The sequence below is a fragment of the Thauera sp. SWB20 genome (assembly GCF_000831325.1).
In the GTDB taxonomy this organism is placed as follows: domain Bacteria; phylum Pseudomonadota; class Gammaproteobacteria; order Burkholderiales; family Rhodocyclaceae; genus Thauera; species Thauera aminoaromatica.
Genome location: NZ_JTDM01000017.1, coordinates 117,512 through 141,251 on the forward strand (window position 1 = coordinate 117,512; position 23,740 = coordinate 141,251).

At 69.3% G+C, this 23,740-nt stretch carries 23 protein-coding genes; 3 read left to right on the plus strand and 20 right to left on the minus strand.

What is annotated here, in order from left to right; translation table 11 throughout:
• Positions 1–49 precede the first annotated feature (49 nt).
• Together PO78_RS09415 and PO78_RS09420 are read right to left on the minus strand one after the other, a co-directional pair.
• Positions 50–2,602, minus strand: a complete 2,553-nt coding sequence (locus tag PO78_RS09415) for an ABC transporter permease (protein WP_043743409.1) — start codon at positions 2,600–2,602, stop codon at positions 50–52.
• Positions 2,599–3,276: an ABC transporter ATP-binding protein gene (locus tag PO78_RS09420; RefSeq protein WP_012585402.1), complete on the minus strand. Its 678-nt coding sequence runs from the start codon at positions 3,274–3,276 to the stop codon at positions 2,599–2,601. Before PO78_RS09420 ends, PO78_RS09415 begins: the two co-directional genes overlap by 4 nt.
• A gap of 267 nt (positions 3,277–3,543) precedes the next feature.
• On the opposite strand from PO78_RS09420, the gene hpnC reads away from it, so the two are divergent.
• The 3 genes from hpnC (at position 3,544) to hpnE (ending at position 6,615) form a co-directional block, all read left to right on the plus strand.
• Positions 3,544–4,392, plus strand: coding sequence for a squalene synthase HpnC (gene hpnC / locus PO78_RS09425; protein ID WP_004301452.1), 849 nt, complete (start codon positions 3,544–3,546; stop codon positions 4,390–4,392).
• Complete coding sequence (gene hpnD / locus PO78_RS09430) at positions 4,389–5,222, plus strand: presqualene diphosphate synthase HpnD (protein ID WP_043743411.1); 834 nt, start codon at positions 4,389–4,391, stop codon at positions 5,220–5,222. The genes hpnC and hpnD overlap by 4 nt, the downstream gene beginning before the upstream one ends.
• A gap of 67 nt (positions 5,223–5,289) precedes the next feature.
• Complete coding sequence (gene hpnE, locus PO78_RS09435; RefSeq protein WP_012585404.1) at positions 5,290–6,615, plus strand: hydroxysqualene dehydroxylase HpnE; 1,326 nt, start codon at positions 5,290–5,292, stop codon at positions 6,613–6,615.
• A 96-nt stretch (positions 6,616–6,711) separates the two neighbouring features.
• Here the strand turns inward: hpnE and PO78_RS09440 are convergent, their stop codons facing one another.
• The 18 genes from PO78_RS09440 to tsf all read right to left on the minus strand — a co-directional run bounded on the left by PO78_RS09440 (position 6,712) and on the right by tsf (position 23,576).
• Positions 6,712–7,848 (minus strand): M14 family metallopeptidase, encoded by a 1,137-nt coding sequence (locus PO78_RS09440; RefSeq protein WP_041589848.1) that lies wholly within the window; start codon positions 7,846–7,848, stop codon positions 6,712–6,714.
• Between the two features lie 5 nt (positions 7,849–7,853).
• A complete protein-coding gene (gene yaaA / locus PO78_RS09445) occupies positions 7,854–8,639 on the minus strand; it encodes a peroxide stress protein YaaA (RefSeq protein WP_043743412.1) in 786 nt (261 codons plus the stop codon).
• Between the two features lie 72 nt (positions 8,640–8,711).
• Positions 8,712–9,224, minus strand: a complete 513-nt coding sequence (locus tag PO78_RS09450; protein WP_012585407.1) for a hypothetical protein — start codon at positions 9,222–9,224, stop codon at positions 8,712–8,714.
• 111 nt (positions 9,225–9,335) lie between these two features.
• Positions 9,336–10,169, minus strand: a complete 834-nt coding sequence (locus PO78_RS09455; protein ID WP_004301440.1) for a TrmH family RNA methyltransferase — start codon at positions 10,167–10,169, stop codon at positions 9,336–9,338.
• A complete protein-coding gene (gene rnhB, locus PO78_RS09460; protein WP_004301438.1) occupies positions 10,162–10,773 on the minus strand; it encodes a ribonuclease HII in 612 nt (203 codons plus the stop codon). The genes PO78_RS09455 and rnhB overlap by 8 nt, the downstream gene beginning before the upstream one ends.
• Positions 10,770–11,927, minus strand: a complete 1,158-nt coding sequence (gene lpxB / locus PO78_RS09465; protein WP_004301437.1) for a lipid-A-disaccharide synthase — start codon at positions 11,925–11,927, stop codon at positions 10,770–10,772. Before lpxB ends, rnhB begins: the two co-directional genes overlap by 4 nt.
• Before the next feature lie 40 nt (positions 11,928–11,967).
• Entirely contained in the window at positions 11,968–12,738 is a 771-nt protein-coding gene (gene lpxA / locus PO78_RS09470; RefSeq protein ID WP_004301435.1) for an acyl-ACP--UDP-N-acetylglucosamine O-acyltransferase, read from the minus strand.
• Positions 12,735–13,169 carry a 3-hydroxyacyl-ACP dehydratase FabZ gene (fabZ, locus tag PO78_RS09475; RefSeq protein WP_004301433.1) on the minus strand — a complete coding sequence of 145 codons (435 nt, stop codon included), beginning with the start codon at positions 13,167–13,169 and terminating at the stop codon, positions 12,735–12,737. The genes lpxA and fabZ overlap by 4 nt, the downstream gene beginning before the upstream one ends.
• A 6-nt stretch (positions 13,170–13,175) precedes the next feature.
• Positions 13,176–14,210, minus strand: coding sequence for a UDP-3-O-(3-hydroxymyristoyl)glucosamine N-acyltransferase (lpxD, locus tag PO78_RS09480; protein WP_004301431.1), 1,035 nt, complete (start codon positions 14,208–14,210; stop codon positions 13,176–13,178).
• A 13-nt stretch (positions 14,211–14,223) separates the two neighbouring features.
• Entirely contained in the window at positions 14,224–14,724 is a 501-nt protein-coding gene (locus PO78_RS09485; protein WP_004301429.1) for an OmpH family outer membrane protein, read from the minus strand.
• A gap of 34 nt (positions 14,725–14,758) precedes the next feature.
• A complete protein-coding gene (bamA, locus tag PO78_RS09490; protein WP_004301427.1) occupies positions 14,759–17,113 on the minus strand; it encodes an outer membrane protein assembly factor BamA in 2,355 nt (784 codons plus the stop codon).
• An 8-nt stretch (positions 17,114–17,121) separates the two neighbouring features.
• Complete coding sequence (rseP, locus tag PO78_RS09495; protein ID WP_004301425.1) at positions 17,122–18,486, minus strand: RIP metalloprotease RseP; 1,365 nt, start codon at positions 18,484–18,486, stop codon at positions 17,122–17,124.
• Entirely contained in the window at positions 18,483–19,685 is a 1,203-nt protein-coding gene (ispC, locus tag PO78_RS09500; protein WP_004301423.1) for a 1-deoxy-D-xylulose-5-phosphate reductoisomerase, read from the minus strand. The genes rseP and ispC overlap by 4 nt, the downstream gene beginning before the upstream one ends.
• Before the next feature lie 45 nt (positions 19,686–19,730).
• The gene (locus PO78_RS09505) at positions 19,731–20,552 is read right to left on the minus strand and encodes a phosphatidate cytidylyltransferase (RefSeq protein ID WP_004301420.1); all 822 of its coding nucleotides are present in this window, start codon (positions 20,550–20,552) and stop codon (positions 19,731–19,733) included.
• A 7-nt stretch (positions 20,553–20,559) separates the two neighbouring features.
• Entirely contained in the window at positions 20,560–21,327 is a 768-nt protein-coding gene (gene uppS / locus PO78_RS09510; RefSeq protein ID WP_004301418.1) for a polyprenyl diphosphate synthase, read from the minus strand.
• A gap of 52 nt (positions 21,328–21,379) precedes the next feature.
• Positions 21,380–21,937, minus strand: a complete 558-nt coding sequence (gene frr, locus PO78_RS09515; protein ID WP_004301417.1) for a ribosome recycling factor — start codon at positions 21,935–21,937, stop codon at positions 21,380–21,382.
• An 18-nt stretch (positions 21,938–21,955) separates the two neighbouring features.
• Positions 21,956–22,669 (minus strand): UMP kinase, encoded by a 714-nt coding sequence (gene pyrH / locus PO78_RS09520; RefSeq protein ID WP_004301415.1) that lies wholly within the window; start codon positions 22,667–22,669, stop codon positions 21,956–21,958.
• A 10-nt stretch (positions 22,670–22,679) separates the two neighbouring features.
• Complete coding sequence (gene tsf, locus PO78_RS09525; RefSeq protein WP_012585409.1) at positions 22,680–23,576, minus strand: translation elongation factor Ts; 897 nt, start codon at positions 23,574–23,576, stop codon at positions 22,680–22,682.
• Positions 23,577–23,740 lie beyond the last annotated feature (164 nt).

Genomic DNA, 23,740 nt, shown 5'->3' on the forward strand with positions numbered 1-23,740 from the left:
CCTGCCCGCCCCCACCGCTCCTGACTCCTGACTCCTCACGCCTCACCCCCTACCAATCCGCCTTCACCGCCAGCACCGCCGACCGCCGCATCGCGTGCCTTCCGGCGAGCCGGGCCACCAGTGCCGCCAGCAGCACCAGGCAGACGGCGAAGATCGCCAGCCCGCTCCACGGCACGGCCAGCTCCATGCTCCAGTGGAAGCTCTGCCGGTTGATGATCTCGATCAGCACCCAGGCGATCGCCGCGCCGCCGGCGAGTCCGGCGATCACGCCCAGCCCTGCGGTCAGCGCGCCCTCGGTGGCGATCAGGCGACCGATCTCGGCGCGCGTGAAACCGAGATGGCGCAGCATGCCGAACTCGCCCTGGCGGGTGGCGGCGAGCGCGGCGAAGGTGGTGGCGATGCCGAACAGGCCGATCACCACCGCGACCGCCTCCATCAGGTAGGTGATCAGGAAGGTACGATCGAATATCTGCAGGCTGAGCGCGCGGATCTCGCCCGGCAGCGCGATGGTGATGTGCTCGGCGCCGAAGCGCTCGCGCAGCGCCTGCGCCACCGCTGACGGAGTGGCACCCGGCTCGAGCAGTAGCGCGGCGTCGTTTACCCGGTCGTCGCCGGTGAGGGCGACGTAGTCGCGGCGCTCGATCAGCGCGGCGCCGTGCTGGCGGGCGTAGTCGCGCCACACCCCAGCGACGCGGAAGGCCTGCATCCGGCCTCCCAGCGGCAGCTCGAAGCGGCTGCCGCGCGCCAGATCGTGGCGGTCGGCAGCCGCCTCCGACACCCAGGCCGGAGGCAGGCCTTCCGCGTCCCCGGCCACCGGCTCCATCGATCCGCTCACCAGCGGCAGCCCCCGGTTGCCCTGCGTCGCGCGCGCCAGCACGCTGAACAGCGGCTCGGTGTCCGAAACGCGCAGGTTCACGAGCCGCGTCGTCTCTACTCGCGCCACGCCGGGCGTGGCCGCGATCGCCACGAGCGCAGGCGGATCGAGGTAGCCGCTGCCACTCGCCGCCGAGGCACGCACGTACAGGTCTGCCGGCAAGACCTGGGCGAGCCACTCATCCACCGAGACGCGGAAGGAATTCACCATGATCGCCATCGACACCGCGAGCGCGACGCTGGCGATCACCCCTGCCCCCGCCACCACCGCCTGCCCCGGCGCCGCCGCCAGGCGCGCGTGCGCCAGCCGCCAGATCGCGCTGCGCCCGCGCGCGAGCAAGGGCAGCACGAGGCGCGCGAGCACCGGCAGCGCCAGGATGGCCGCCGCGAGCACGAACACCACCGCCGCATAGCCGCCTAGCGGGATGCCGCCGAACGGCGGCAGCAGGCAGGCCAGCGCAGCGAGCACCAGCATCGCCGCCCCCAGTCGCCCGCGACCGTCGCCTCGCGGTAGGCCGGCGCGCTCGCCCTCCCCCGCGCGCAAGGCACGCGCTGGCGCCACCGCGGCTGCGGCACGCGCCGGCAGCCAGGTGCCGGCGACACCGGCGGCCACGCCCAGCAGCAGGTAAGCCAGGCCCGCCGCGGGGTCGAACGCCAGCTGTGGCGCCACGCCGCGGAAGAAGCCCGCGCCGAGGTCGCCCCCCACCAGGCGGAAGGCGCCCGCCGCGAGGGCGTGGCCGAGCACGACCCCGAGCAGCCCGCCGACCACGCCCACCGTTGCGCCCTCGGCAAGCAGACCGCGCATCAGCTCGGCGCGCACCAGACCGAGCGCGCGCAGCAGCGCGAACTCGCGCCGCCGCCGCGCCACCGACAGCAGCTGCGTGGAGAACACGAGGAAGCCGCCGGTCAGCAGCGCGATCGCCGCCAGCATGGTCAGGTTCACCCGGTACGCGCGCGACAGCGAGCCGAGCTCGCCCGCTGCCGCCTCGGGTGTGCGCAAGGCGATCCCCGGTGGCAGCAGGGCGGACAAGGCCGCCTGCGCCGCCGCCGGGGAAACGCCCTCGGCCAGGCGCAGGTCGATCCGGCTCAACACGCCGATGCGTGCGAAGGCCTGCTGCGCTGCGCCGAGGTCCATGACGCCGAGCACGCCGCCTGCGCCAGGCACCCGCCCACCCGCCTCGAGCACCAGGCTGCGCACGCCCGACTGCACCGCGATGCGGGCGTCGACGAGCGCCGGCGGCAGCACCTCGCCTTCCATGGAGCGCCCCGGCGCGGAAAGGCGCTGCCGGGCGTCGTCGCTGAGGAACACCACGCCGGGACGCAGTGCCGCGAAGCGCAGGTCCCCGCCGCCCTCTGCCAGCGGCATCAGCCCGGGCTGCACGCGCAGCACCCGGAAGAGGTCCACGCCGAGAATGCGCAGGCTCTCCTCGCGCCCGGGCAGGCGCGCCTCGATCTCCAGCACCGGACTCGCCGCCGCCACTTCGGGCCGGCGCGCCAGGGTGGCGAACAAGGCCTCGTCGAACCCGTCGCGCGGCCCCACCACCTGCAGGTCGGCCTTGCCCGCCACCGCGCGCATGCCGCGGCCGAACTCGTCGAGCGCGGCACCGTGGATCAGATGCACCGCCAGCCCCAGCGCCACGCCGAGCGCGATCGCCAGCAGCGACAGGGCGCTCGCCAGGCGGCGGCGCAGCAGGCTGGCCAGGAAGATGCGTCGAAGAGGCACGCTCACGGATGCCCCGTGACGTCATGCAGCCCGTCGGCTCGAAGTTCCAGCACGCGGTCGGCGCGCGCCGCCGCGCTGCGCGAGTGCGTGACCATGACGCCGGCGGCGCGGCTGTCGCGGATCTGGCCGAGCAGCAGGTCGAGTACCTCGCTCGCTCGCCCCGGGTCGAGGTTGCCGGTGGGCTCGTCCGCGAGCACCAGGTGAGGCCGATGTACCAGCGCGCGCGCGATCGCCACGCGCTGCAGCTCACCCCCGGACAGTTGCTGCGGCGGATCCGGCGCGCGCGCGCCCAGCCCGACGCGGCCGAGCATCTCTTGTGCGCGGCGCGCGGCCTCGGCCTCCGCGATGCCGAGCAGCCACAAGGGGAGCGCCACGTTCTGCAGCAGGTTCAGGTGGGGCAGGATGTGGAAAGCCTGGAACACGAAACCGAAGTGACTACGGCGCAGGCGCGCCATGGCGTCGTCGTCGAGGCGCTCGATGGGTGTTTCGCCGACCCGGATCGTGCCGCCGTCGATCGGTTCCAGGCCGGCGATGCAGTTGAGCAGGGTCGACTTGCCCGAGCCCGACTCGCCGACGATCGCCACGCACTCCCCTGCCTTGACCCGCAGCGCAAGGCGCTCGAACAGCACGCGCGCGGGGGCGCCGGGCAGGATGCGGGTGACGTCGTCGAGCTGCAGCATCGGAAGGCCTCGTGGCACGGGGCTGGAGAGCGGAAAGATGGACGACATTGTGTCATTGCCCTGCGCAAAAGGTTCGCGGCTTGCGCCGCTACTGCATGCGCTTCCCGGTGCGATGCCTCCGGTAGGAGCGCCGCAAGGCGCGAATGCGGCGGTGGAGATTGCGAAGCCCCCATTGGCGAACCGCCCTGTTCGCGGCTTGCGCCGCTTCTCCACGGGGCGTGCGGATATACTGCGGCACCCTGCGGATCCCGCCGCTCCTTTGCCCCGATGCCGGTCGAGCACTACGAGAACTTCCCTGTCGCCTCACTGCTGTTGCCGGCCCGCCTGCGCGAGCCGGTGGAGGCGATCTACGCCTTCGCGCGCGGGGCCGACGACGTCGCCGACGAGGGCGACGCGCCCGCGGTGGCGCGGTTGGCGCGCCTGCACGACTACCAGCTCGGGCTCGAGGCCTGCGCGCAGGGCCGGCCGGTGGCCGACGCGACGCTGGCGCCGATGTTCGCCCGCCTCGGCCGTGCGATACATACCCATGCGCTGCCGCTGCAGCCTTTCCGCGACCTGCTCGACGCCTTCATGCAGGACGTCGGCAAGACGCGCTACGCCGACTTCGCAGAGCTGCGCGACTACTGCCGGCGCTCGGCCGACCCGGTGGGGCGCCTGATGCTGCATCTGTATGGCGCGGCGGACGCGGAGAACCTGCGCCGCTCGGACGCGATCTGCACCGCCCTGCAGCTGATCAACTTCTGGCAGGACGTCGCGGTCGACTGGGAAAAGCGGCGCATCTACCTGCCGCTCGACGATCTCGCCCGCTTTGGCCTCGACGAGCCCGCGCTCGACGCGCTCGCCCGCGGCGAACGCAGCCCGGGCGAGGACTGGCGCGCGCTGATGGCCTTCGAGGTGCGGCGTGCTCGCACGATGATGCTCGACGGCGCCCCGCTCGCCCGTACCCTGCGCGGGCGCGTCGGCTGGGAGTTGCGACTGGTCGTGCTGGGCGGGCTGCGCATTCTCGAAGGGATCGAGGCGGTCGGCTACGATGTCTTCCACCACCGCCCCGCGCTTGGTCGCGGCGACTGGGCGCGCCTGGGCTGGCGCGCGCTGAATTACGGAAAACTCGGATGAATCCACACGACTACTGCCAGGACAAGGCCGCCAAGAGCGGCTCGAGCTTCTACTACAGCTTCATGTTCCTGCCCGCCGAGCGCCGCCAGGCGATCACCGCCCTGTACGCTTTCTGCCGCGAGGTGGACGACGTGGTCGACGAATGCCACGACCTCTCGCTCGCGCAGACCAAGCTCGAGTGGTGGCGCCAGGAGGTCGGGCGCATCTACGGCGGCCTGCCCACCCACCCTGTCGGACATGCGCTCAAGGACGTGCTGAAGGGCTTCCGCCTGCCGCAGGAGCAGCTGCTCGAGATCATCGACGGCATGGCGATGGACCTGTCGCAGACGCGCTACCTCGACTTCAAGGGCCTGCAGCTCTACTGCTACCGCGTCGCCAGCGTCGTCGGCCTGCTCGCTGCCGAGATCTTCGGCTACCAGGACCGCCAGACGCTCAAGTATGCGCACGACCTCGGGCTGGCCTTCCAGCTCACCAACATCATCCGCGACGTCGGCGAGGACGCCCGCCGCGGGCGTATCTACCTGCCGATCGAGGACCTGCAGCGCTTCAAGGTGCCCGCCAAGGACCTCCTCGAGGCGCGCTACTCCGACGCCTTCCGCGAGCTCATGGCCTTCCAGGCCGAGCGCGCGGAGAAGTTCTACGACCAGGCCTTCGCCCAGTTGCCCGCGATCGACCGCAAGGCGCAGCGCCCCGGCCTGGTGATGGCGGCGATCTACCGCACCCTGCTGCGCGAAATCGCGCGCGACGGTTTCCTGGTGCTCGACCGCCGCACCTCCCTGACCCCGCTGCGCAAGGTGTGGCTCGCGGGCACGACCTGGTTCCGCGCATGAGCACGCCCGCAGGGAAGCGCACCCAGCGCGCGGGACCGAGCTGGCACGGCAGCCGGAACCTCCGGCCATGAGCGTGCCGGTCGTCGCCATCATCGGCGCGGGCTACGCCGGGCTCGCCTGCGGGGTCGAGCTGGCCCGCGCCGGGGTGCATGTCACCGTGTTCGAACGCTCGCACACCATGGGCGGACGCGCCCGCGTGGTGCACAAGGACCACCACTGGCGGGTGGACAACGGCCAGCACATCCTGATCGGCGCCTACAGCGAGCTTACCCGCCTGCTGCGCCTCACCGGCGTGTCGCCCAAGCAGCTCGCCCACCTGCCGCTGACCCTGCACGTCCCCGGCCGCCTGCACCTGAAGGCCGCGTCCCTGCCGGCGCCTTTCCACCTCGCCGTGGGGTTGCTGCGTGCGCAGGGGCTGCACTGGGCCGACCGCCTGGCGATGCTGCGCCTCATGCGCTGGTTGAAGCGACGCGGCTTCCGCCTGGCCGATCCGGGGATGACGGTCGACGCCCTGCTCGCCGAGACCCGCCAGACTCCGACCCTGTGCCAGCTGATCTGGGAGCCGCTGTGCGTGGCGGCGCTCAACACCCCGGCCGCCGCGGCCTCGGCCCAGGTCTTCGCGAACGTGCTGCGCGACAGCCTCGGTGCGGGTGCCGCCGCCAGCGAGCTGCTGCTGCCGCGCACCGACCTGTCCGAGCTCTTCCCGGTGCCGGCGGCGCGCTACATCGGTGTGCGCCGCGGCAGGCTGCGCACCGGCAACGCGATCGAGGCCGTCGAACGGGTGGCCGGCGGCTACCGCCTCGACGGCGACCCCGGCAGCCACCCCTGGCCTCACGTGGTGGTGGCCACCGCGCCCTACCATGCCGGAGCGCTGCTCGCCTCCGTCGGCGGTTGCGAGCGCCTGGTGGCGCAGATCGACGCGCTCGAGCACGAGCCGATCGTGTCCGTCTATCTCGCCCTCGGACGCGGCCAGCAGCTCCCCGAGCCGATGATCGGCCTGGCCTCGGGCAGCACCGCCGGGCCGGCGCAGTGGGTCTTCGACCGCGGCCAGCTCGGCGGGCCGGAGGGCCTCTTCTCGTGCGTGATCAGCGCCCACGGCCCGCACGAGGCGCTCGCGCGCGACGAGCTCGTCCTCGCGGTGCACGCCCAGCTCGAACGCCAGCTCGGTCGCCGTCTGCCAGCCCCGGAGTGGTCGCAGGTCATCGTCGAAAAGCGCGCCACTTTCGCGTGTCGGCCAGGCGTCTTCCGCCCCGGCATCCGCACCCCGCTGCCCGGACTGTGGCTGGCCGGCGATTACCTGGATTCGGACTACCCCGCGACGCTGGAATCCGCGGTGCGCTCGGGTGTGGCCTGCGCGACCGCGATCCTCGCCGAGATCGGGCACAAGGCCTGATCCGCTCGGTGAATCCGGCCGCGGCCTCGCGGCCGTGAAGCGGGGACGCAGCTGCACGTCGCCGCCACGTCCACTCGCCACCGCCTCCCCTCCCGATCAGCCTTCGCCGCCCTCACGCAGGTGGCGCAGGATCGGATCGAGCATGGCCGCGCCCAGGCGCTTGCTGCGCGCACCGTTCCAACCGACGTGGCCGTCGGGCAGGATGATGTTGTCCTTGAACGGCATCTCCAGGGTCAGCGACACGCAGCCGAACTGGTTGGCGACCCACTTGCTCGCCAGCGTCAGCAGTTCCTCGCCGAAGCGGCCGGGCTTGTAGCCCTCCTGCGTCTGGAAGTCGGGGCTGACCATGAGGAGGGTCTCGACGAAGCGCGCCTGCGCGGCCGCCGCCGCGGCGGTGAAGCCAGGCACCTCCTCGGCGGTGGAGAAGAACACGTAGGGCAGCGACTCGTCGCCGTGGATGTCGAGGAAGAGCGCGCAGCCGGTGCGCTCCATTTCCGCGCGCACCAGGAAGACCTCGGGGCTGGCGACGGGGTCGGGCGCGCGCCATTCGCGGTTGAGGTTGCGCCCGGCGGCGTTGGTGCGCAGGTTGCCGCGCACCGCGCCGTCCGGGTTCATGTTCGGCACGATGTGCAGCACGGCGTGCTCGCGCACCTTGCGCGCGACCGGGTCGGCATTGTCGAGCAGGCGCTCGAGGAGGCCCTCGACGAACCATTCCGCCATGGTCTCGCCGGGATGCTGGCGCGCGATGATCCACACCGGCACCCGTCCCGGCGCGTCGCGCCCGACCGTCACCACGTCGAGGTCCCGCCCATCCACCGTACTGCCGAGGTTGCGCACGCGGGCGTAGGGCGAGAGCTCGACGCGCGCGAGCAGGTCGAGGTGACGCTCGTGCGAATAGGGCTCGAAGTAGGCGTAGTAGAGGCTGTCGCGCTCGGGCGTGTGCTCGACGATCAGCTGCCCGTCCTCGTAGCGCGTGCCGGCGATGCGGAACCAGTTCTGGCGGTCGTAGGAGGCGACGCAGCGGTAGTCCCGCCATCCGTCCGGATAGGCCGCGCCCGCGGCGTTCTCGAACACCATGCGCACCGGCTTGCCGGCCGCGCCCATCAGGCGGAAGTGGAACCACTGGTGGAAGTCGGCAGCGTTGTCCTTGCGCAGGCGCAGGCGGATGTCGGCCGGATCGTCGAGGCGCACGACCTCGATCGCGCCGGAGTCGAAGCTGGAGCTGATCTTCAGCACGTTCACTCCTCGCGACGGCGGAAGACCAGGGTATCGGCATCGGACGCGTCGGCGGCGAAGGCGTAGCCCTCGGCGTCGAAGCCCTGCAGCGCCTCGACCTCGTCGATGCGATTCGTGATGACGTAACGGCTCATCAGCCCGCGCGCGCGCTTGGCGTAGAAGCTGATGATCTTGTAGCGCCCGCCCTTCCAGTCCTCGAACACCGGGGTGACGATGCGCCCCTTCAGCTTCTTGGGCTTGACCGACTTGAAGTACTCGTCGGAGGCGAGGTTCAGCAGCACACGCTCGCGCCCGGCGTCTTCCTCGCGCGCGAGCAGGCCGTTGAGCGCGTCGGTGATGCGCTCGCCCCAGAACTCGTAGAGGTTCTTGCCGCGCGGGTTGGCCAGCCGGGTGCCCATCTCCAGGCGGTAGGCCTGCATCAGGTCGAGCGGGCGCAGCACGCCGTAGAGGCCGGAGAGGATGCGCAGGTGGTCCTGTGCCCAGGCCAACTCGTCCGCGGTCAGGCTCCTCGCATCGAGTCCCTCGTAGACGTCGCCGTTGAAGGCCAGCAGAGCCTGCCGTGCATTGTCGGGGCTGAATGGGCGCGACCAGCTCGCGTAGCGCGCCACGTTGAGCGTGGAGAGTGGATCCGAGAGCGACATCAGCTCGGCGATCTCGGCGGGCGATTTCTCGCGCAGTACCTCGATCAGCGCTGCGGAATCGTCGAGGAAGTCGGGCCGGGTGTAGGTGGAGACGGTGATCGGCGTCTCGTAGTCGAGCGCCTTGGCAGGGGAGATGACGAGGATCATGCCTTCTGTTCGCTGTGTCGGCGCGGAGCCGGATGGCCGGATGTTAACGCGAATCGCCCCGCAACACCGCCTTCAGCCCGGCAGCACCTCCTCCAGCAGCGCGAGCAGCTCGTCCGCCCGCTTGCGGCCGAGGCGTGACTCGTCGATCGACTCCTTCCATTCGGCGATCAGCGCGCGCAGTTCGCTGCTGCTCCGGGTGGCATGGACACGCTTGACCAGGCCGAGCTTGCCGTAGGGGCCGTGGAAGGTGCGCAGGGTGTTGATCATGAAGTCGCGCGCGAGCGGCAGGCTGGCCGTGTGGCCGGTGTGCGCCCGCGCGACCGGCGCCGCGCCTGCCGCCGGCTGTCCTTCGCGTATGCTGGCTTCGGGCGGGTCGGCCATCCCGGCGCTGGACGCGATGAACCCTGCCTCGGCGAGTTCTCCGAGCGCAGCCGCAATCTTCGCGTCGCCGGTAAGGGCACACAGATCCTCGACGCTGCGCTGTCCATCGACCAGGATCAGCAGGCGGCGGGCGCGCAGCCCGAGGCCGTGCGTGCGATGCGCGATCTCGTCCTGTCCCTTGAGTGTCTTGGCGTACTTTTCCATCATCCTCCTCGCGGGGCGCTACCACCCCTGGTCTCGTCCTCGGGGTCTGTCGCGGCGTCCGCCGTGCCCCGCTTGGAATGCGGAAAGCATGGAAGCAAGCCTGCGCCCGAGTCAAGAAGGAAAATTCACGCCTCGGATCGTCCCCGTGGCGCGGAGCTGACGCGCCTGCTCGAACAGACAGACCGCCGCGGCCGCGGCGACGTTGAGGGATTCGATGCCGGCCGCCATCGGGATGATCACGCAGCCGTCGGCACGCGCCAGCAGGGCCGGGGAAAGTCCCTGCCCTTCCGCCCCGAAAAGCCAGGCCACCGGGCCGCGCAGGTCGAGCTCGTAGAGCTGGTGGGCGTCCTCGCGCAGGGCAGTGGCCAGGCACAGACCCGGGTAGCTCTCCAGTCGGGCGAGCAGTTCGCAGCCCTCCTCGATCCGGACAAGGAACTGCGCGCCCATGCCGGCACGCAGCGCGCGCGGCGACCAGGCCTGCGCGCAGCCCTCACCGAGCAGCGCGTGGCGGATGCCGGCCGCGGCCGCGGTGCGCAGCAGGCTGCCGAGGTTGCCGGGGTCCTGCACGCCGTCGACCACGATCAGGCTGGCGTCGCCCGGGGCGCTCGGCGTGCTCGCCGGCATGGCGATGGTGGCCAGCAAGCCGGCGGGGCTGTCGACCGGGCTGACATGCGCGAACAAGGCATCGCCCAGGCGGTAGCGCGGCACCTCTGCCGGCGCCGCCGCGAGCAGGCGGCGGTGCTCCTCGCGCAGCAGGCCGGATTCCGACACCACCAGCGCGCGCAAGGCCACGCCCGCCGCGAGCGCGGATTCGACCAGGTGGGCGCCGTCGAGCACGGTCTCGTCGAGCTTGCGGCGGTCGCGTGCCGAGTGCGCGAGCGCATGCAGGCGCTTGACGAAGGCGTTGTCACGCGATGCCAGCGCCTTGAGCTGCGGCTCACTCATCCCGGCGCTCGAGCAGCTTCTTCACCGGCGCGAAGCTGCGCCGGTGGAAGGCCTGCACGCCGTGCGCCGCGAGCGCCGCAAGGTGGGCGGCGGTCGGGTAGCCCTTGTGAGCGGCCAGCCCGTACTGCGGCCACTGCGCGTCGAGCTCGCGCATGGCCGCATCGCGTGCGGTCTTGGCGAGGATGGAGGCCGCCGAGATCGATGGCTCGGTGGCGTCGCCCTTGACGATCGCCCGCGCCGGATAGGGCAGCTTGGGGCAGCGGTTGCCGTCGATGCGCACCTCGGCCGGCGCGATCCCGAGCGCCATCACCGCGCGCTGCATGGCCAGCATGGTGGCGTGCAGGATGTTGAGGCGGTCGATCTCCTCGACGCTCGCCTCGGCCACCGCCCAGGCCAGCGCGCGAGCGCGGATCAGCGGTGCGAGGCGCTCGCGCGCGGCCTCGCTCAGCTTCTTGGAGTCGGCCAGGCCTTCGATCGGGCGTGCGGGATCGAGGATCACCGCAGCGGCGACCACTGGCCCGCACAGCGGCCCGCGGCCAGCCTCGTCGACCCCGCAGATCAGGCTGGAGGACGGCAGTCCGGGATCGAACAGCTCGGCGTTCATGCCTTTGGTCCCGCCTTGTCGAGGTAGGGCAGGATCGCCTCCGCGGCGCGCCGCGCGGTGTCCTGCCGGAGGGTGCGATGCAGGTCGGAGAAGCGCGCCGCGACCGCCGCGCGCCGCGCATCGTCGGCGAACCAGTCGTCGATCGCGGCGGCAAGGTGTTCCGGGTCGGCCTCGTCCTGGAGAAGCTCCGGCACCACGGTCTCGCCGCACAGGATGTTGGGCAGGCCCACCCAGGGCAGGTAGGCCATTCGTTTCATGAGGCGGTACTGCCACTTGCCGATGCGGTAGGTGATCACCATCGGGCGCTTGAGCAGCGCCGCCTCCAGGCTTGCCGTTCCACTCGCCACCAGCACCACGTCGGCTGCGGTCATCGCCTCGACGGCGTGACCGAACAGCATGCGGATCGGCAGCCCGCCCGCATCGTTGCGGTGCAGCGCCTCCTCGAAGATCTGGCGCGTCTCGCGGGTGGCCAGCGGGACCAGGAAGAGGCGCTCCGGATCGCGTTCGTGCAAAGTCTTCGCGGTGCCGATGAAGATGTCGGCCAGGTTGCGCACTTCGGACTGCCGGCTCCCCGGCAGCATCGCCACCACGCCGCGCTCGAGAGGAATGCCGAGGCGTTCGCGCGCAGCGGCGCGGTCGGGCTCGAGCGGAAATTCGTCGGCGAGCGGGTGGCCGACATAGCTCACCGGCACGCCGGCACGCTCGTAGAGCTCGGGCTCGAAGGGGAAGAGGCACAGCATGTGCGACACCGAGCGCGCGATGCGCTTGATCCGCCCGCCCCGCCAGGCCCAGATCGACGGGCCGACGAAATGGATCGCCGGGATGCCGGCGTCGCGCACCTTGCCTTCGAGCCACAGGTTGAAATCGGGCGCATCCACGCCGATGAAGGCATCGGGGCGCTCGGCGCGGATCTGCGCGAGCAGCGCGCGGCGGATGCCGGAGAGCTCGCGGTAGCGCTTGAGCGCGTCGACGTAGCCATGCACCGCGAGCAGCTCGCAGGGCCAGCGCACGTCGAAGCCTTCGGCCTGCATCTTCGGCCCGCCGATGCCGAAGAACTCCGCGTCGGGCAGATGGCGGCGGAGCGCTCGGATCAGGTGGCTCGCGAGCAGGTCGCCGGAGGTCTCCCCGGCGACCATGGCGATGCGGATCTTCATGCCGTTCGAGACGCGGCCCGCGCCGTGCAGCGGATCATGCTCAGCGCACGATGCCGCGACCGGAGTCCGCGATGAAGGCGGCGAAGGGCGCGGCCTCGGCCTGCCCGGCGGCGATCTCGGCGACGCGCTGGCGCGCCTCGTCGAGCGTGAGGCCGCTGCGGTAGAGCGCGCGGTAGGCGCGTTTGATCGCGGCGATGCCCTCGGCACTGTAGCCGCGGCGCTTGAGGCCTTCGCTGTTGATGCCGTGCGGTTTGGCCGGGTTGCCCGCCACGGTCACGAAGGGCGGCAGATCCTGCAGCAGCACGGTACCGACACCGCAGAAGCTGTGCGCGCCGACGCGGCAGAACTGATGCACCCCGGTGAAGCCGCCGAGGATCGCCCAGTCGCCCACATGGACATGGCCGGCGAGCGTGGCGTTGTTGGCGAAGATGGTGTGGTCGCCGACCTGGCAGTCGTGCGCGATGTGCACGTAGGCCATGATCCAGTTGTCGTTGCCGACGCGGGTGACGTGCGCGTCCTGGCTGGTGCCGACGTTGAACGAGCAAAATTCGCGGATCGTGTTGCGGTCGCCGATCTCGAGCCGGGTGGGCTCGGCGTCGTACTTCTTGTCTTGCGGGCTGGCGCCGATCGAACAGAACTGGAAGATCTCGTTGTCGCGGCCGATGCGGGTGTGGCCCTCGACCACGACGTGCGGGCCGATGCGCGTGCCGTCGCCGATCTCGACGTTCTCGCCGATCAGCGAATAGGCCCCGACGCTGACGTTGGCGCCGAGCTTCGCACCCGGATGGACGATGGCGGTCGGGTGAATCATAGCGTCTTGATCGCGCACATCAGCTCGGCTTCGGCGGCGAGCTCGCCGTCGACGCTGGCACGTGCCTTGTACTTGTAGATGTTGCGCTTGGCGTGGGTGATCTCGACGTCGAAGATCAGTTGGTCGCCCGGCACCACCGGACGCTTGAAGCGCGCGTTGTCGATGCCCGCGAAGTACACCACCGAGTTGTCGTCGGGCTTCACGCCGGTGCTCTTGAACGACAGCAGCGCCGCAGCCTGGGCCATGGCCTCGATGATCAGCACGCCCGGCATCACCGGGTGGTGCGGGAAGTGCCCCGGAAAGAAGGGCTCGTTCATGGTCACGTTCTTCAGCCCGCGCGCACGCACGCCCGGTTCGATCTCCAGCATGCGATCGACGAGCAGGAAGGGATAGCGGTGCGGCAGGTACTGCAGGATTTCCTTGATGTCCATGATGGCTCAGCCCTGCGAGCGGTCGTCGGGACCGTCGCTGTTTTGTTCGAGTTGGCGGACGCGCCTGGCGAGCGCGTCGAGGTGGCGCAGGTGGGAGAAGTTCTTCACCCAGTCGCCATGCGTCTGCAGCGGCAGGTTGCCGGTGTAGACGCCCGGTTTGGCGATCGACTTGGCGACCAGGGTCCACGCCGACACCACGACGTCGTCGGCGATGCTCAGGTGTCCGGAGATGCCGGCCTGGCCGCCGATCATGCAGCGCGCGCCGATCCGGGCGCTGCCCGCGACCCCGGCGCAGCCGGCCATGATCGTGTGCTCGCCCACGCGCACGTTGTGCGCGATCTGGATGAGGTTGTCGAGCTTGACGCCATCGCCGATCACGGTGTCGTCGAGCGCACCGCGGTCCACCGTCGTGTTGGCGCCGATCTCGACGTCGTTGCCGAGGACCACACGGCCGGTCTGCGGGATCTTGACCCAGGCGCCGGACTTCTCGCGCGCGAAGCCGAAGCCGTCTGCGCCGATGACCACGCCCGAATGCAGGATGCAGTCCTCGCCGATCACGCAGTCGTGGTAGATGCTGACGTTGGCATAGAGCCGGGTGCCGCGCCCGATGCGAGTGCCGCGCCCCACGTGGCAGTTGGGCCCGATCACCACGTCCTCGCCGAGCACCACGTCTTCCTCGATCGAGGCGCCGGGTCCCACCTGCACGCTGGCCGGCAGGGTGCTGGCGACCGCGGCGAGCGCATGGATACCGGGACGCGCCGCGGGGGGCGGATTGAACAGCTGCGCGACGCGTGCGAAGTACAGGTAGGGGTCGGCGGTCAGGATCAGGTTGCGCCCGGCCAGCGCCTCGCGCAGGTCGGGCGTGACGATCAGCGCACTTGCCGCACACTCGCCGACCTGCGACAGGTACTTGCGGTTGGCAAGGAAGGCGAGATCGCCCTCCCCCGCCTTGTCCAGCGTGCCGACGCGCGAAACCGCGACATCGCCGTCTCCCGCGATCTCGCCGCCCAGGCGATCGACCAGCTCGTGCAGTCGGAACATCGGGCGACCAGTCTTACTTGGCGTCGGACAGGGTCTTGATGACCTTGTCGGTGATGTCGATGCGCGGGTTCGCGTACACCGCTTCCTGGAAGATGATGTCGTAGTTTTCCTGCTCGGCGATCTGCTTGACCGAGCGGTTGGCCTTGTCGAGCACCGAGGCGAGTTCCTCGTTACGGCGTTGGTTCAGGTCTTCGCGGAACTCGCGCTGCTTGCGCTGGAAGTCGCGGTTGAGCTCGTTGAACGCACGTTCCTTGTTGCGACGGTCGCTGTCGCCCATGGTCGGGCCGTTGCGCTCGAGGTCTTCCTGCATCGACTTGAGGTCGCGCGCGATGCGCTGCAGCTCCTGGTCGCGCTTTTCGAACTCCTTCTCCAGCCGCTGCTGCGCCCGCACGGCGGGCGCTGCTTCGCGCATGACGCGATCGGAATTGACGAAGCCGATCTTGGTTTCGGCGAACGCGGTCTGGGAAAGGCCGAGCACAGCGAGTGCGACCAGGGAGAGGGTACTGACTTTCAATTATGCCTCCGGATGAAACTGTTTCGCCCGCAGCTCAGAACACGCTGCCGAGCTGGAACTGGAACCGCTGGATCTCGTCGTTCTCTTCCTTCTTGAGCGGATGGCCGAAGCTGAACTTCAACGGGCCGATCGGCGAGCTCCACGAGAATGCCAAGCCGGTACTGTAGCGCAGATCGCTGAAACGGATGTTCTGATCCACGAAAGTGCCGCCGCCGAGCGGTTCTTCGTCCCTGCCCCAGACGTAGCCGGCATCGAGGAAGGCCGAGATGCGGAAGGAACGGTCCTTGCCCGCGCCCGGCATCGGGAAGAAGAACTCGGCGTTGGCGACGGCCTTGCGGGTGCCGCCGGTCGAGCTGATGTCGCCGTCGGTATCCTTGTACTTGGGGCCGACCGAGCCTTGGTCGAAGCCGCGTACCGAGCCGATGCCGCCGACGTAGTAGTTCTTGTAGAAGGGTACGTCCTTGCCGCCGAAGCCCTTGGCGTAGCCGACGTCCGCGTTGAGCATCAGGGCGTAGTCGGTTCCGATCGGGAACCAGTGCTGGTACTGGTAGCCGAGTTTGCCGTAACGCAGATCGCCAACCGGGACGGTGACCTCGCCATAGACACGCTGATACACGCCGCTGCGGGGATAGGTGAAGCTGTCGCGACCGTCGCGCGACCAGCCGACGGTCAACAGCAGGCTGTCAACCGTGCAGTCGCCGACGCCGCTGGGGTTGTCGAGGCCGTTTTCCTTGCAGAAATCCTTGTAGAGCAGCGGACTCGCGTTGTACGTGGTGATCTCGGTGCGGTCGGCGGTGAGCCCGAAGTTAACGTGGTCGTCTTCCGCGATCGGCCAGCCGAGCCGAATGCCGGCGCCGGTCGAGACGGTCTTGTACGGCGACACCGAGTCGAGTTCGTCGGCGTCGTAGGTGCGGTGGTACAGGTCCCAACCCAGGCTGATGCCGTCCACCGTGTAGTAGGGGTTGGTGAAGGACAGCGCGAGCGTGCGGCTGGACTGACTGGTGTTGAGGCCGAGCGTCAGGGCGTTGCCGCTGCCGAACAGGTTCTGCTGCGAGATCGACGCCGACAGCACGATGTTCTCGGAGCTGGAGAAACCGGCGCCGAGCATCAGGTTTCCGGTCGGGCGTTCCTTGACGGTGAAGTTCACGTCGACCTGGTCGGTCGTGCCCGGTATCGCCGGCGTCTCGACGGTCACCTCGTCGAAGAAGCCGAGGCGGTCGATGCGCGTACGCGAGCGGTTGATCGCCGCCGCGTCGTACCAGCCCCCTTCCATCTGGCGCATCTCGCGGCGCACCACCTCATCGCGCGTCTTGGTGTTGCCGCCGACGTTGATGCGGCGCACATAAACCCGCCGACCCGGATCGACGAATACGGTGAAGGCCACCTCGCGCTTGACCTTGTCGACTTCCGGCGCGGCATTGACGTTGGCGAAGGCATAACCCTCGTTGCCAAGGCGGTCGGTGATCGCCTTGGTGGTCTCCGTCAGGCGTTCGCGCGAGAAGGTTTCGCCCGGTCGGATCTTCGTCAGCGCCTGGTATTCGGCCTCGGGAAGGATCAGGTCGCCGGTGAAGCGCACGCCGGTGACGGTGTACTTCTCGCCCTCGGTGATGTTCACCGTGATGTAGATGTCCTGCTTGTCCGGTGTGATCGAGACCTGGGTGGAGTCGATGTTGAAGTCGAGGTAGCCCTGGTTCAGGTACCAGGAGCGCAAGGTCTCCAGGTCGGCCGAGAGCTTCTGGCGGGAGTACTGGTCGTTCTTGGTGTACCAGGTCAACCAGCCGGGCGTGGTGAGCTGCATCTCGTCGAGGAGATCTTCTTCTTCGAAAGCCCTCGCGCCGACGATGCGGATCTGGCGGATCTTGGCCACGCCCCCCTCGTCCACCTTGAAGTTGATGCCGACACGGTTGCGTTCGAGCGGCGTGACGGTCGTCGTGACCGTGGCCGCGTACTTGCCGCGCGAGAGGTACTGGCGCTTGAGTTCCTGCTCCGCGCGCTCGAGCAACGAGCGATCGAAGATGCGCGATTCGGCGAGGCCGACCTCGCGCAAGCCCTTCTTGAGCGCGTCCTTGTCGAACTCCTTGACCCCGTCGAAGGTGATGTCGGCGATCGCTGCGCGCTCGTCCACCACCACCACGATGACGTTGCCTTCGGTCTCGATGCGAACGTCGCTGAAGAAACCCGTGGCGAACAGCGCGCGGATCGCATCGGCGGCCTGCGCCTCGGTGAAGGTCTCGCCGACGCGGACCGGCAGGTAGTTGAACACGGTGCCCGCCTCGGTGCGCTGGATGCCCTCGACGCGGATGTCCTTGACCACGAAGGGATCGAAGGCGAGGGCCGGCGCTGCGGCAAAAAGGGCCACCAGGAGCCCGGGCAGGAGCTTGCGATTCATGCGGGAGTTCAGCCGGAAATAAGACGATTGAGATCGTTGTAGAAGGCGAATGCCATCAACATCACCAGGAGGGCGAGGCCGATCTGCTGACCGACCTCCATGATGCGCTCCGGGATCGGACCGCCCTTGATGATTTCGACCGTATAGTACAACAAGTGCCCCCCATCCAGAACCGGGATGGGCAGCAGGTTCAGGACCCCCAGGCTGATGCTGATCAAGGCCACGAACTTGAGGTAGTGCGCCAAGCCCAGCTGGGCGGTCTGACCTGCATAGTCGGCGATCGTGACCGGTCCGGAGAGGTTCTTCCAGGACACTTCGCCGGTGAGCATGCGGCCGATCATCTTCAGGCTCAGCACGCTGGTCTCCCAGGTCTGCCGAACCGCGCGCGCGAGGCCTTCGAGCACACCGTAGCGGATCTCGCCGAACATCTCGATGCCGCCCGTCGCGGCTTCGCCCACCCCCACGCCGATGCGGCCGATCCGCGCCCCGCCCTCCTCGGCCGCGTCCGGGGTCACCACAAGCCCTACCACCCCGCCCGCACGGTCGATCTCGAAGTCGAGCGCGCGTCCGGGCGCCTCGCGCACCAGGCGCACGAGGTCGGCCCAGGCCGCGACCGCCGTGCCCGAGATCGCCAGCACGCGATCCCCGACCTGCAGTCCCGCACGTTCGGCAGCGCTGCCATCCGCGATCCTGCCGATCACCGCCGGAAGCGCCGGACGCCAGGGGCGCAGGCCGAGGCGCGCGATCAGGTCGGTGTTGCCCTCGTCGATCGCCACGCCCGAGAGATCCATGCGGCGGAAGGCATCGACGTCCTCCAGGGTGCGTACGCGCAGCACCACCTCGCGGTTGTCGAGCGCGTGGCGCAGCAGCACCCAGCGCAGGTCCTGCCAGCTGCGCACGGGCTCCTCGTCCACCGCGATCACGAGGTCGCCCTCGCGCACCCCCGCCGCCTGCGCGATCGCCGGCGTGTCGGACAACGCCACGCGAGGCTTGAGTTCCTCGGTGCCGCCGACAAAGAGGCCCCAGTAGAGGGCGATCGCGAGCAGGAAGTTGGCGAGCGGCCCGGCGGCGACGATCGCGAAACGCCGATACACGCTCTGGCGGTTGAAGGCGCGGTGCAGCTCGGGTGCCGCTACGGGCGCCTCGCGCTCGTCGAGCATCTTGACGTAGCCGCCGAGCGGGAACGCGGCGAGCACCCATTCGGTGCCGTCGCTGCCGGCGGTATGGCGCAGCAGCGGCTTGCCGAAGCCGATCGAGAAGCGCAGCACCTTGACCCCGCACCAACGTGCCACGAGGTAGTGGCCGAGTTCGTGGACGAGGATGAGCAGGCCGAGGGCAAGCGCGAAGGGAACCAGGTAATCGAAGAGAGTCATCGGTCGCGGCGAAGTCGGGAGATCTCGTCCCGCGCGAGTTCGCGGGCGTGCGCGTCGGCGGCCAAAACCGCCTCCAGCGAATCGACCGCGCCCGGCCGGCTGCGTTCCAGGCTCGCTGCGATCACGGCGGCGATGTCGAGGAAGCCGATGCGATGGTCGAGGAAGGCGGCGACCGCCTCCTCGTTGGCGGCGTTGAGCACGGCGGGCGCCGTGCCGCCGGCGCGCAGCGCGTCGAAGGCCAGCTTCAGGCAGGGGAAGCGGGCGAAGTCCGGACGTTCGAAATCGAGGCGGGCGATCTCGAACAGGTCGAGCGGGCGCACACCCGCGTCGATGCGCTCGGGCCAGGCCATGGCGTTGGCGATCGGGGTGCGCATGTCGGGGTTGCCGAGCTGTGCGATCACCGAGCCGTCGGCGTAGTCGACCATCGAGTGGATCACGCTCTGCGGATGCACGACCACCTCGATCATGTCCGCCGGGGCGCCGAACAGCCAATGCGCCTCGATGACCTCCAGGCCCTTGTTCATCATGGTCGCGGAGTCGACCGAGATCTTGCGTCCCATGACCCAGTTGGGATGGGCGCAGGCCTGCTCGGGGGTGACATTCGCGAGCGAATCGATCGGCGCCGTGCGGAAGGGGCCGCCGGAGGCCGTCAGCAACACCCTGCGCACGCCGGCGCGCGCGGGTTCGCGCGCGTAGCCGGCGGGCAGGGCCTGGAAGATCGCGTTGTGCTCGCTGTCGATCGGCAGCAGGACCGCCCCGCTTGCGGCCACTGCATCGATCAGCAAGCGGCCCGACAGCACCAGGGCCTCCTTGTTGGCCAGCAGCACCTTCTTGCCCGCGCGCGCGGCGGCCAGGGTCGGGCGCAGGCCGGCCGCGCCTACGATCGCGGCCATCACCATGGCCACCTCGTCGGCGGCGGCGACACGCTCGAGCGCCTCTTCACCGCATAGCACCTCGGTGTCGCGACCCGCTGCGCGCAATCCCGCGCGCAGGCGTTCGGCAGCGGTCGCATCGCCCATCACCGCGAAGCGCGGCGAAAAACGCAGGCACTGCTCGAGCAGCTTGTCATCCTGGCGCTGCGCACTGAGCGCGAAGACCTCGAAACGGTCGGGGTGACGGGCGACGACATCGAGCGTGCTTTGGCCGATCGAGCCGGTTGCGCCCAGGACGGTCAGGCGCTGCGGTGCGGGGTCAGGCATGGGGAGAATCCGTTGCGGAAGGAGCACGGCGGAAGCCGTGGAGGATCAGCGCGCGAGCCACACCGCGCCGAGCGCCACGAGCGGGAGCGTCGACGTCAGGCTGTCGATGCGGTCGAGGATGCCGCCGTGGCCGGGCAGGATGTTGCCACTGTCCTTGAGGCCGGCCTGACGCTTGAGCAGCGACTCGAAGAGGTCGCCGACGATGCTCACCGCGGTCCACGCCAGCAGGACGCCGGCGATCACCGGCGCGCCGCCCTCGAATTCCGCGCCGCGCATCGCGAGCACGCCGAAGCCGAAGGCCAGCACCGCCAGCACGCCACCTGCGGCGCCCTCCCAAGTCTTGCCCGGGCTGATCGCCGGGGCCAGCTTGTGACGGCCGAAGGCGCGGCCGCTGAAATAGGCGGCGATGTCGGCCACCCAGACGACGGCCATGGTTCCGAGCAGCACCCCGGGGCCCATCGTGCGCAGCTGCATCATTGCCAGCGCGGTCGGCACGAGCACGACGAAGCCGACCAGCGAAGCCAGCATCGGGTTGGACAAGGCCCACTTGCCGCGCAGCCACATCGGCACGACGAAGATCCAGAATAACGCGCTGAAGACATAGAGCGGCACCACGGCCGCAGCACCGCCGAGCTCGCCGCTGCCCAGCCCCGCGCTCCAACCCAGGAACGCGGATGCGGCGGCAAAGGCGACCGCCGTGGACACGCGCAACCCGCGCTCGAAGCGGGCGAGCGCGCCCCACTCCCACGCCGCCGCACCGCACAAGACTGCGCAGAGCACGAGCCAGACCGATGCCGGCAGCAGGAACACCGCCGCCAGCAGGCCGACCAGCAAGGCGATTGCGGTGAGGACGCGATCCTTGAGCATGGAGGCCCTATTCCCCGGCGTCGGCCTTGAGCTGCTCGCTGGTGCGGCCGAAGCGCCGCTCCCGCCCCTGATAGGAGCCGATGGCCTGCCCGAGCGCACCGTCGTCGAAGTCGGGCCAGAGCACGTCGGTGAAGTAGAGCTCGGTATAGGCGAGCTGCCAGAGCAGGAAGTTGCTGATGCGCTTCTCGCCACCCGTGCGGATGAAGAGATCGGGCTCCGGCGCGAAGCTCATCGACAGCTCGGAGGCGATCTCATCTTCGGTGAAGCGTTCCAGGCGCCCCGGTTCGCGCGCCATCAGGCGCGACATCGCATCGAGAATGTCCCAGCGACCGCCGTAGTTGGCCGCGACGGTGAAGTTGAGTCCGCCATTGCCGGCGGTGAGCGTCTCGGCCTCGCGGATCATGTCCACCAGCCGCGGATCGAACTTCGAGAGGTCCCCGATCACGCGGAAGCGCATGTCGTTGTCGTGCATGCGGCGGATCTCCTTCTGCAGCGACTTCAGAAAGAGCTGCATCAGGAAAGAAACCTCGTCCTGCGGGCGGCGCCAGTTCTCGGAGCTGAACGCGAACACGGTGAGGTACTCCACCCCGCGATCGACGCAGCCGCGCACGGTGGCGCGCAGCGCCTCGACACCGCGCGCATGCCCCGCGACGCGAGGCAGCATGCGCTTGCGCGCCCAGCGCCCATTGCCGTCCATGATGACGGCAATGTGCTTCGGCACCTGCGAGACGTCGGGAATGTCGCGGGTGGAACTCCTGAACAGCCCTCCGATCATGCTCCGCCTCCTGTCGTGCCCGTTGACGATACAGCCGATCCGCGCACGCGGATCAGATCTGCATGAGTTCCTGCTCTTTCTGGGCGAGCAGCTTGTCGATCTCGGCTACATAGCGGTCGGTGAGCTTCTGGATCTCGTCCTCGCCGCGACGCTCGTCGTCCTCGGAGATCGCCTTGTCCTTGACCGCATCCTTGAGCTGCTGGTTGCCGTCGCGGCGCAGGTTGCGGATCGCCACCTTGGCGGTCTCGCCCTCGTGGCGCACCACCTTGGTGAGGTCGCGACGGCGCTCCTCGGTGAGCGCAGGCATCGGCACGCGCAGCAGTTCGCCCATGTTCGCGGGGTTGAGGCCGAGGTCGCTGTCGCGGATCGCGCGCTCGACCTTGCCGAGCATCGGCTTTTCCCAGGTCTGCACGCCGATCGTGCGGGCGTCGATCAGGGTGATGTTGGCGACCTGGTTCACCGGCACCATAGAACCGTAGTACTCGACCATCACGTGATCGAGCAGGCCGGTGTGGGCGCGGCCGGTGCGCACCTTGGCGAGGTCGGTCTTGAGCGCCTCGACCGACTTCAGCATCTTCTGCTCGATGTTCTTCTTGAGTTCGGAAATCATGCAAGCCCTCTCCGGAGGTCAGGAATGGACCAGCGTGCCTTCGTCCTCGCCCATCACCACACGCTTGAGCGCGCCGGGCTTGAAGATCGAGAACACGTTGATCGGAAGCTTCTGGTCGCGGCACAACGCGAACGCGGTCGAGTCGAGCACCTGCAGGTTGCGCCCGATCGCCTCGTCGAAGCTGATGCGATGGTAGCGCTGCGCCTGCGGGTCCTTCTTCGGATCCGCAGTATAGACGCCGTCCACCTTGGTCGCCTTGAGAACGATCTGCGCACCGATCTCGGCGCCGCGCAGCGCCGCGGCGGTGTCGGTGGTGAAGAAGGGGTTGCCGGTACCGGCCGCGAAGATGACCACGCGGCCTTCCTCGAGATGACGGATCGCGCGCCCGCGGATGTACGGCTCGACCACCTGGTCGATGCGCAGCGCGGACTGCACGCGCGCTTCGAGCCCCATGCGTCGCATCGCGTCGGCGAGCGCCATCGCGTTCATCACCGTGGCCAGCATGCCCATGTAGTCGGCGGTGGCGCGGTCCATGCCGGAGGCCGCGCCCTTCATGCCGCGGAAGATGTTGCCGCCGCCGATCACCACACCGACCTGGACACCGAGACGGCTGATCTCGGCGACCTCGGACACGATGCGGCTGACGACCTCCTCGTTGATGCCGTAGGCGTCGTCGCCCATCAGGGCTTCGCCGGAGAGCTTGAGCAGGATGCGCTTGTAGGCGGCGGACACGTTCTTCTCCTTACTTCTTGGCGGCAGCGGCGGCCTGTTCGGCCACTTCGGCGGCGAAGTCGGTGACCTTCTTCTCGATGCCTTCGCCGACGATGAACAGCGTGAAGCCGGCGACCGAGGCGCCCTTGGCCTTGAGCAGCTGCTCGATGGTCTGCTTGCCGTCCTCGGCCTTCACGAAGACCTGGGCCAGCAGGGTCACTTCCTTGAGGAACTTCTGCACGGTGCCGTCGGCGATCTTTTCCAGCATCGCTTCGGGCTTGTTGTCGGCGCGGGCCTTCTCGATCGCGATGCGACGCTCGGCATCGATCAGGTCCTGCGACACGCCCGAGGCGTCGAGCGCCTTCGGCTTGGACGCGGCGATGTGCATCGCGATGTCCTTGCCGAGCTGCTCGTCGCCGCCGACCACGTCCAGCAGCACGCCGATCTTGGCGCCGCCGTGGATGTAGGAGAACAGCTTGCCCTTGGCCTCGATGCGGGCGAAACGGCGGATCGACATGTTCTCGCCGATCTTGCCGACCAGCGCGGTGCGGGTCGACTCGACGGTGCCCTCGCCCAGCGGCAGCGCCGACAGGGCAGCGACGTCGGCCGGGCTCTTGGCGGCGACGAGGCCGGCGCAGTTCTGCACCAAGGCCAGGAAGTCGTCGTTCTTGGCGACGAAGTCGGTCTCGCAGTTGACCTCGATGATCGAGCCGAGCTTGCCGTCGGCCGAGATGTCGATGCCGACCACGCCTTCGGCGGCGATGCGGGCGGCAGCCTTGGAGGCCTTGTTGCCGAGCTTGACGCGCAGGATCTCTTCGGCCTTGCCCATGTCGCCGGCGGCTTCGGCCAGCGCCTTCTTGCATTCCATCATCGGCGCGTCGGTCTTCTCGCGCAGTTCCTTGACCATGCTTGCGGTGATTTCCGCCATGCTAGCTCCTGAATAGGTTCGGTTTGACATTCGAAACGCGGATGCCGCGCAGCGCACCGGAGGGCCATCGGCGCGACATCGGGAATTGTGCGGGGCGCACGTTGCGGGATTCGCAAGCGCCACCCGGATTGCAAAAGGGGCCCCGCGGGCCCCCTTCGCTGAGG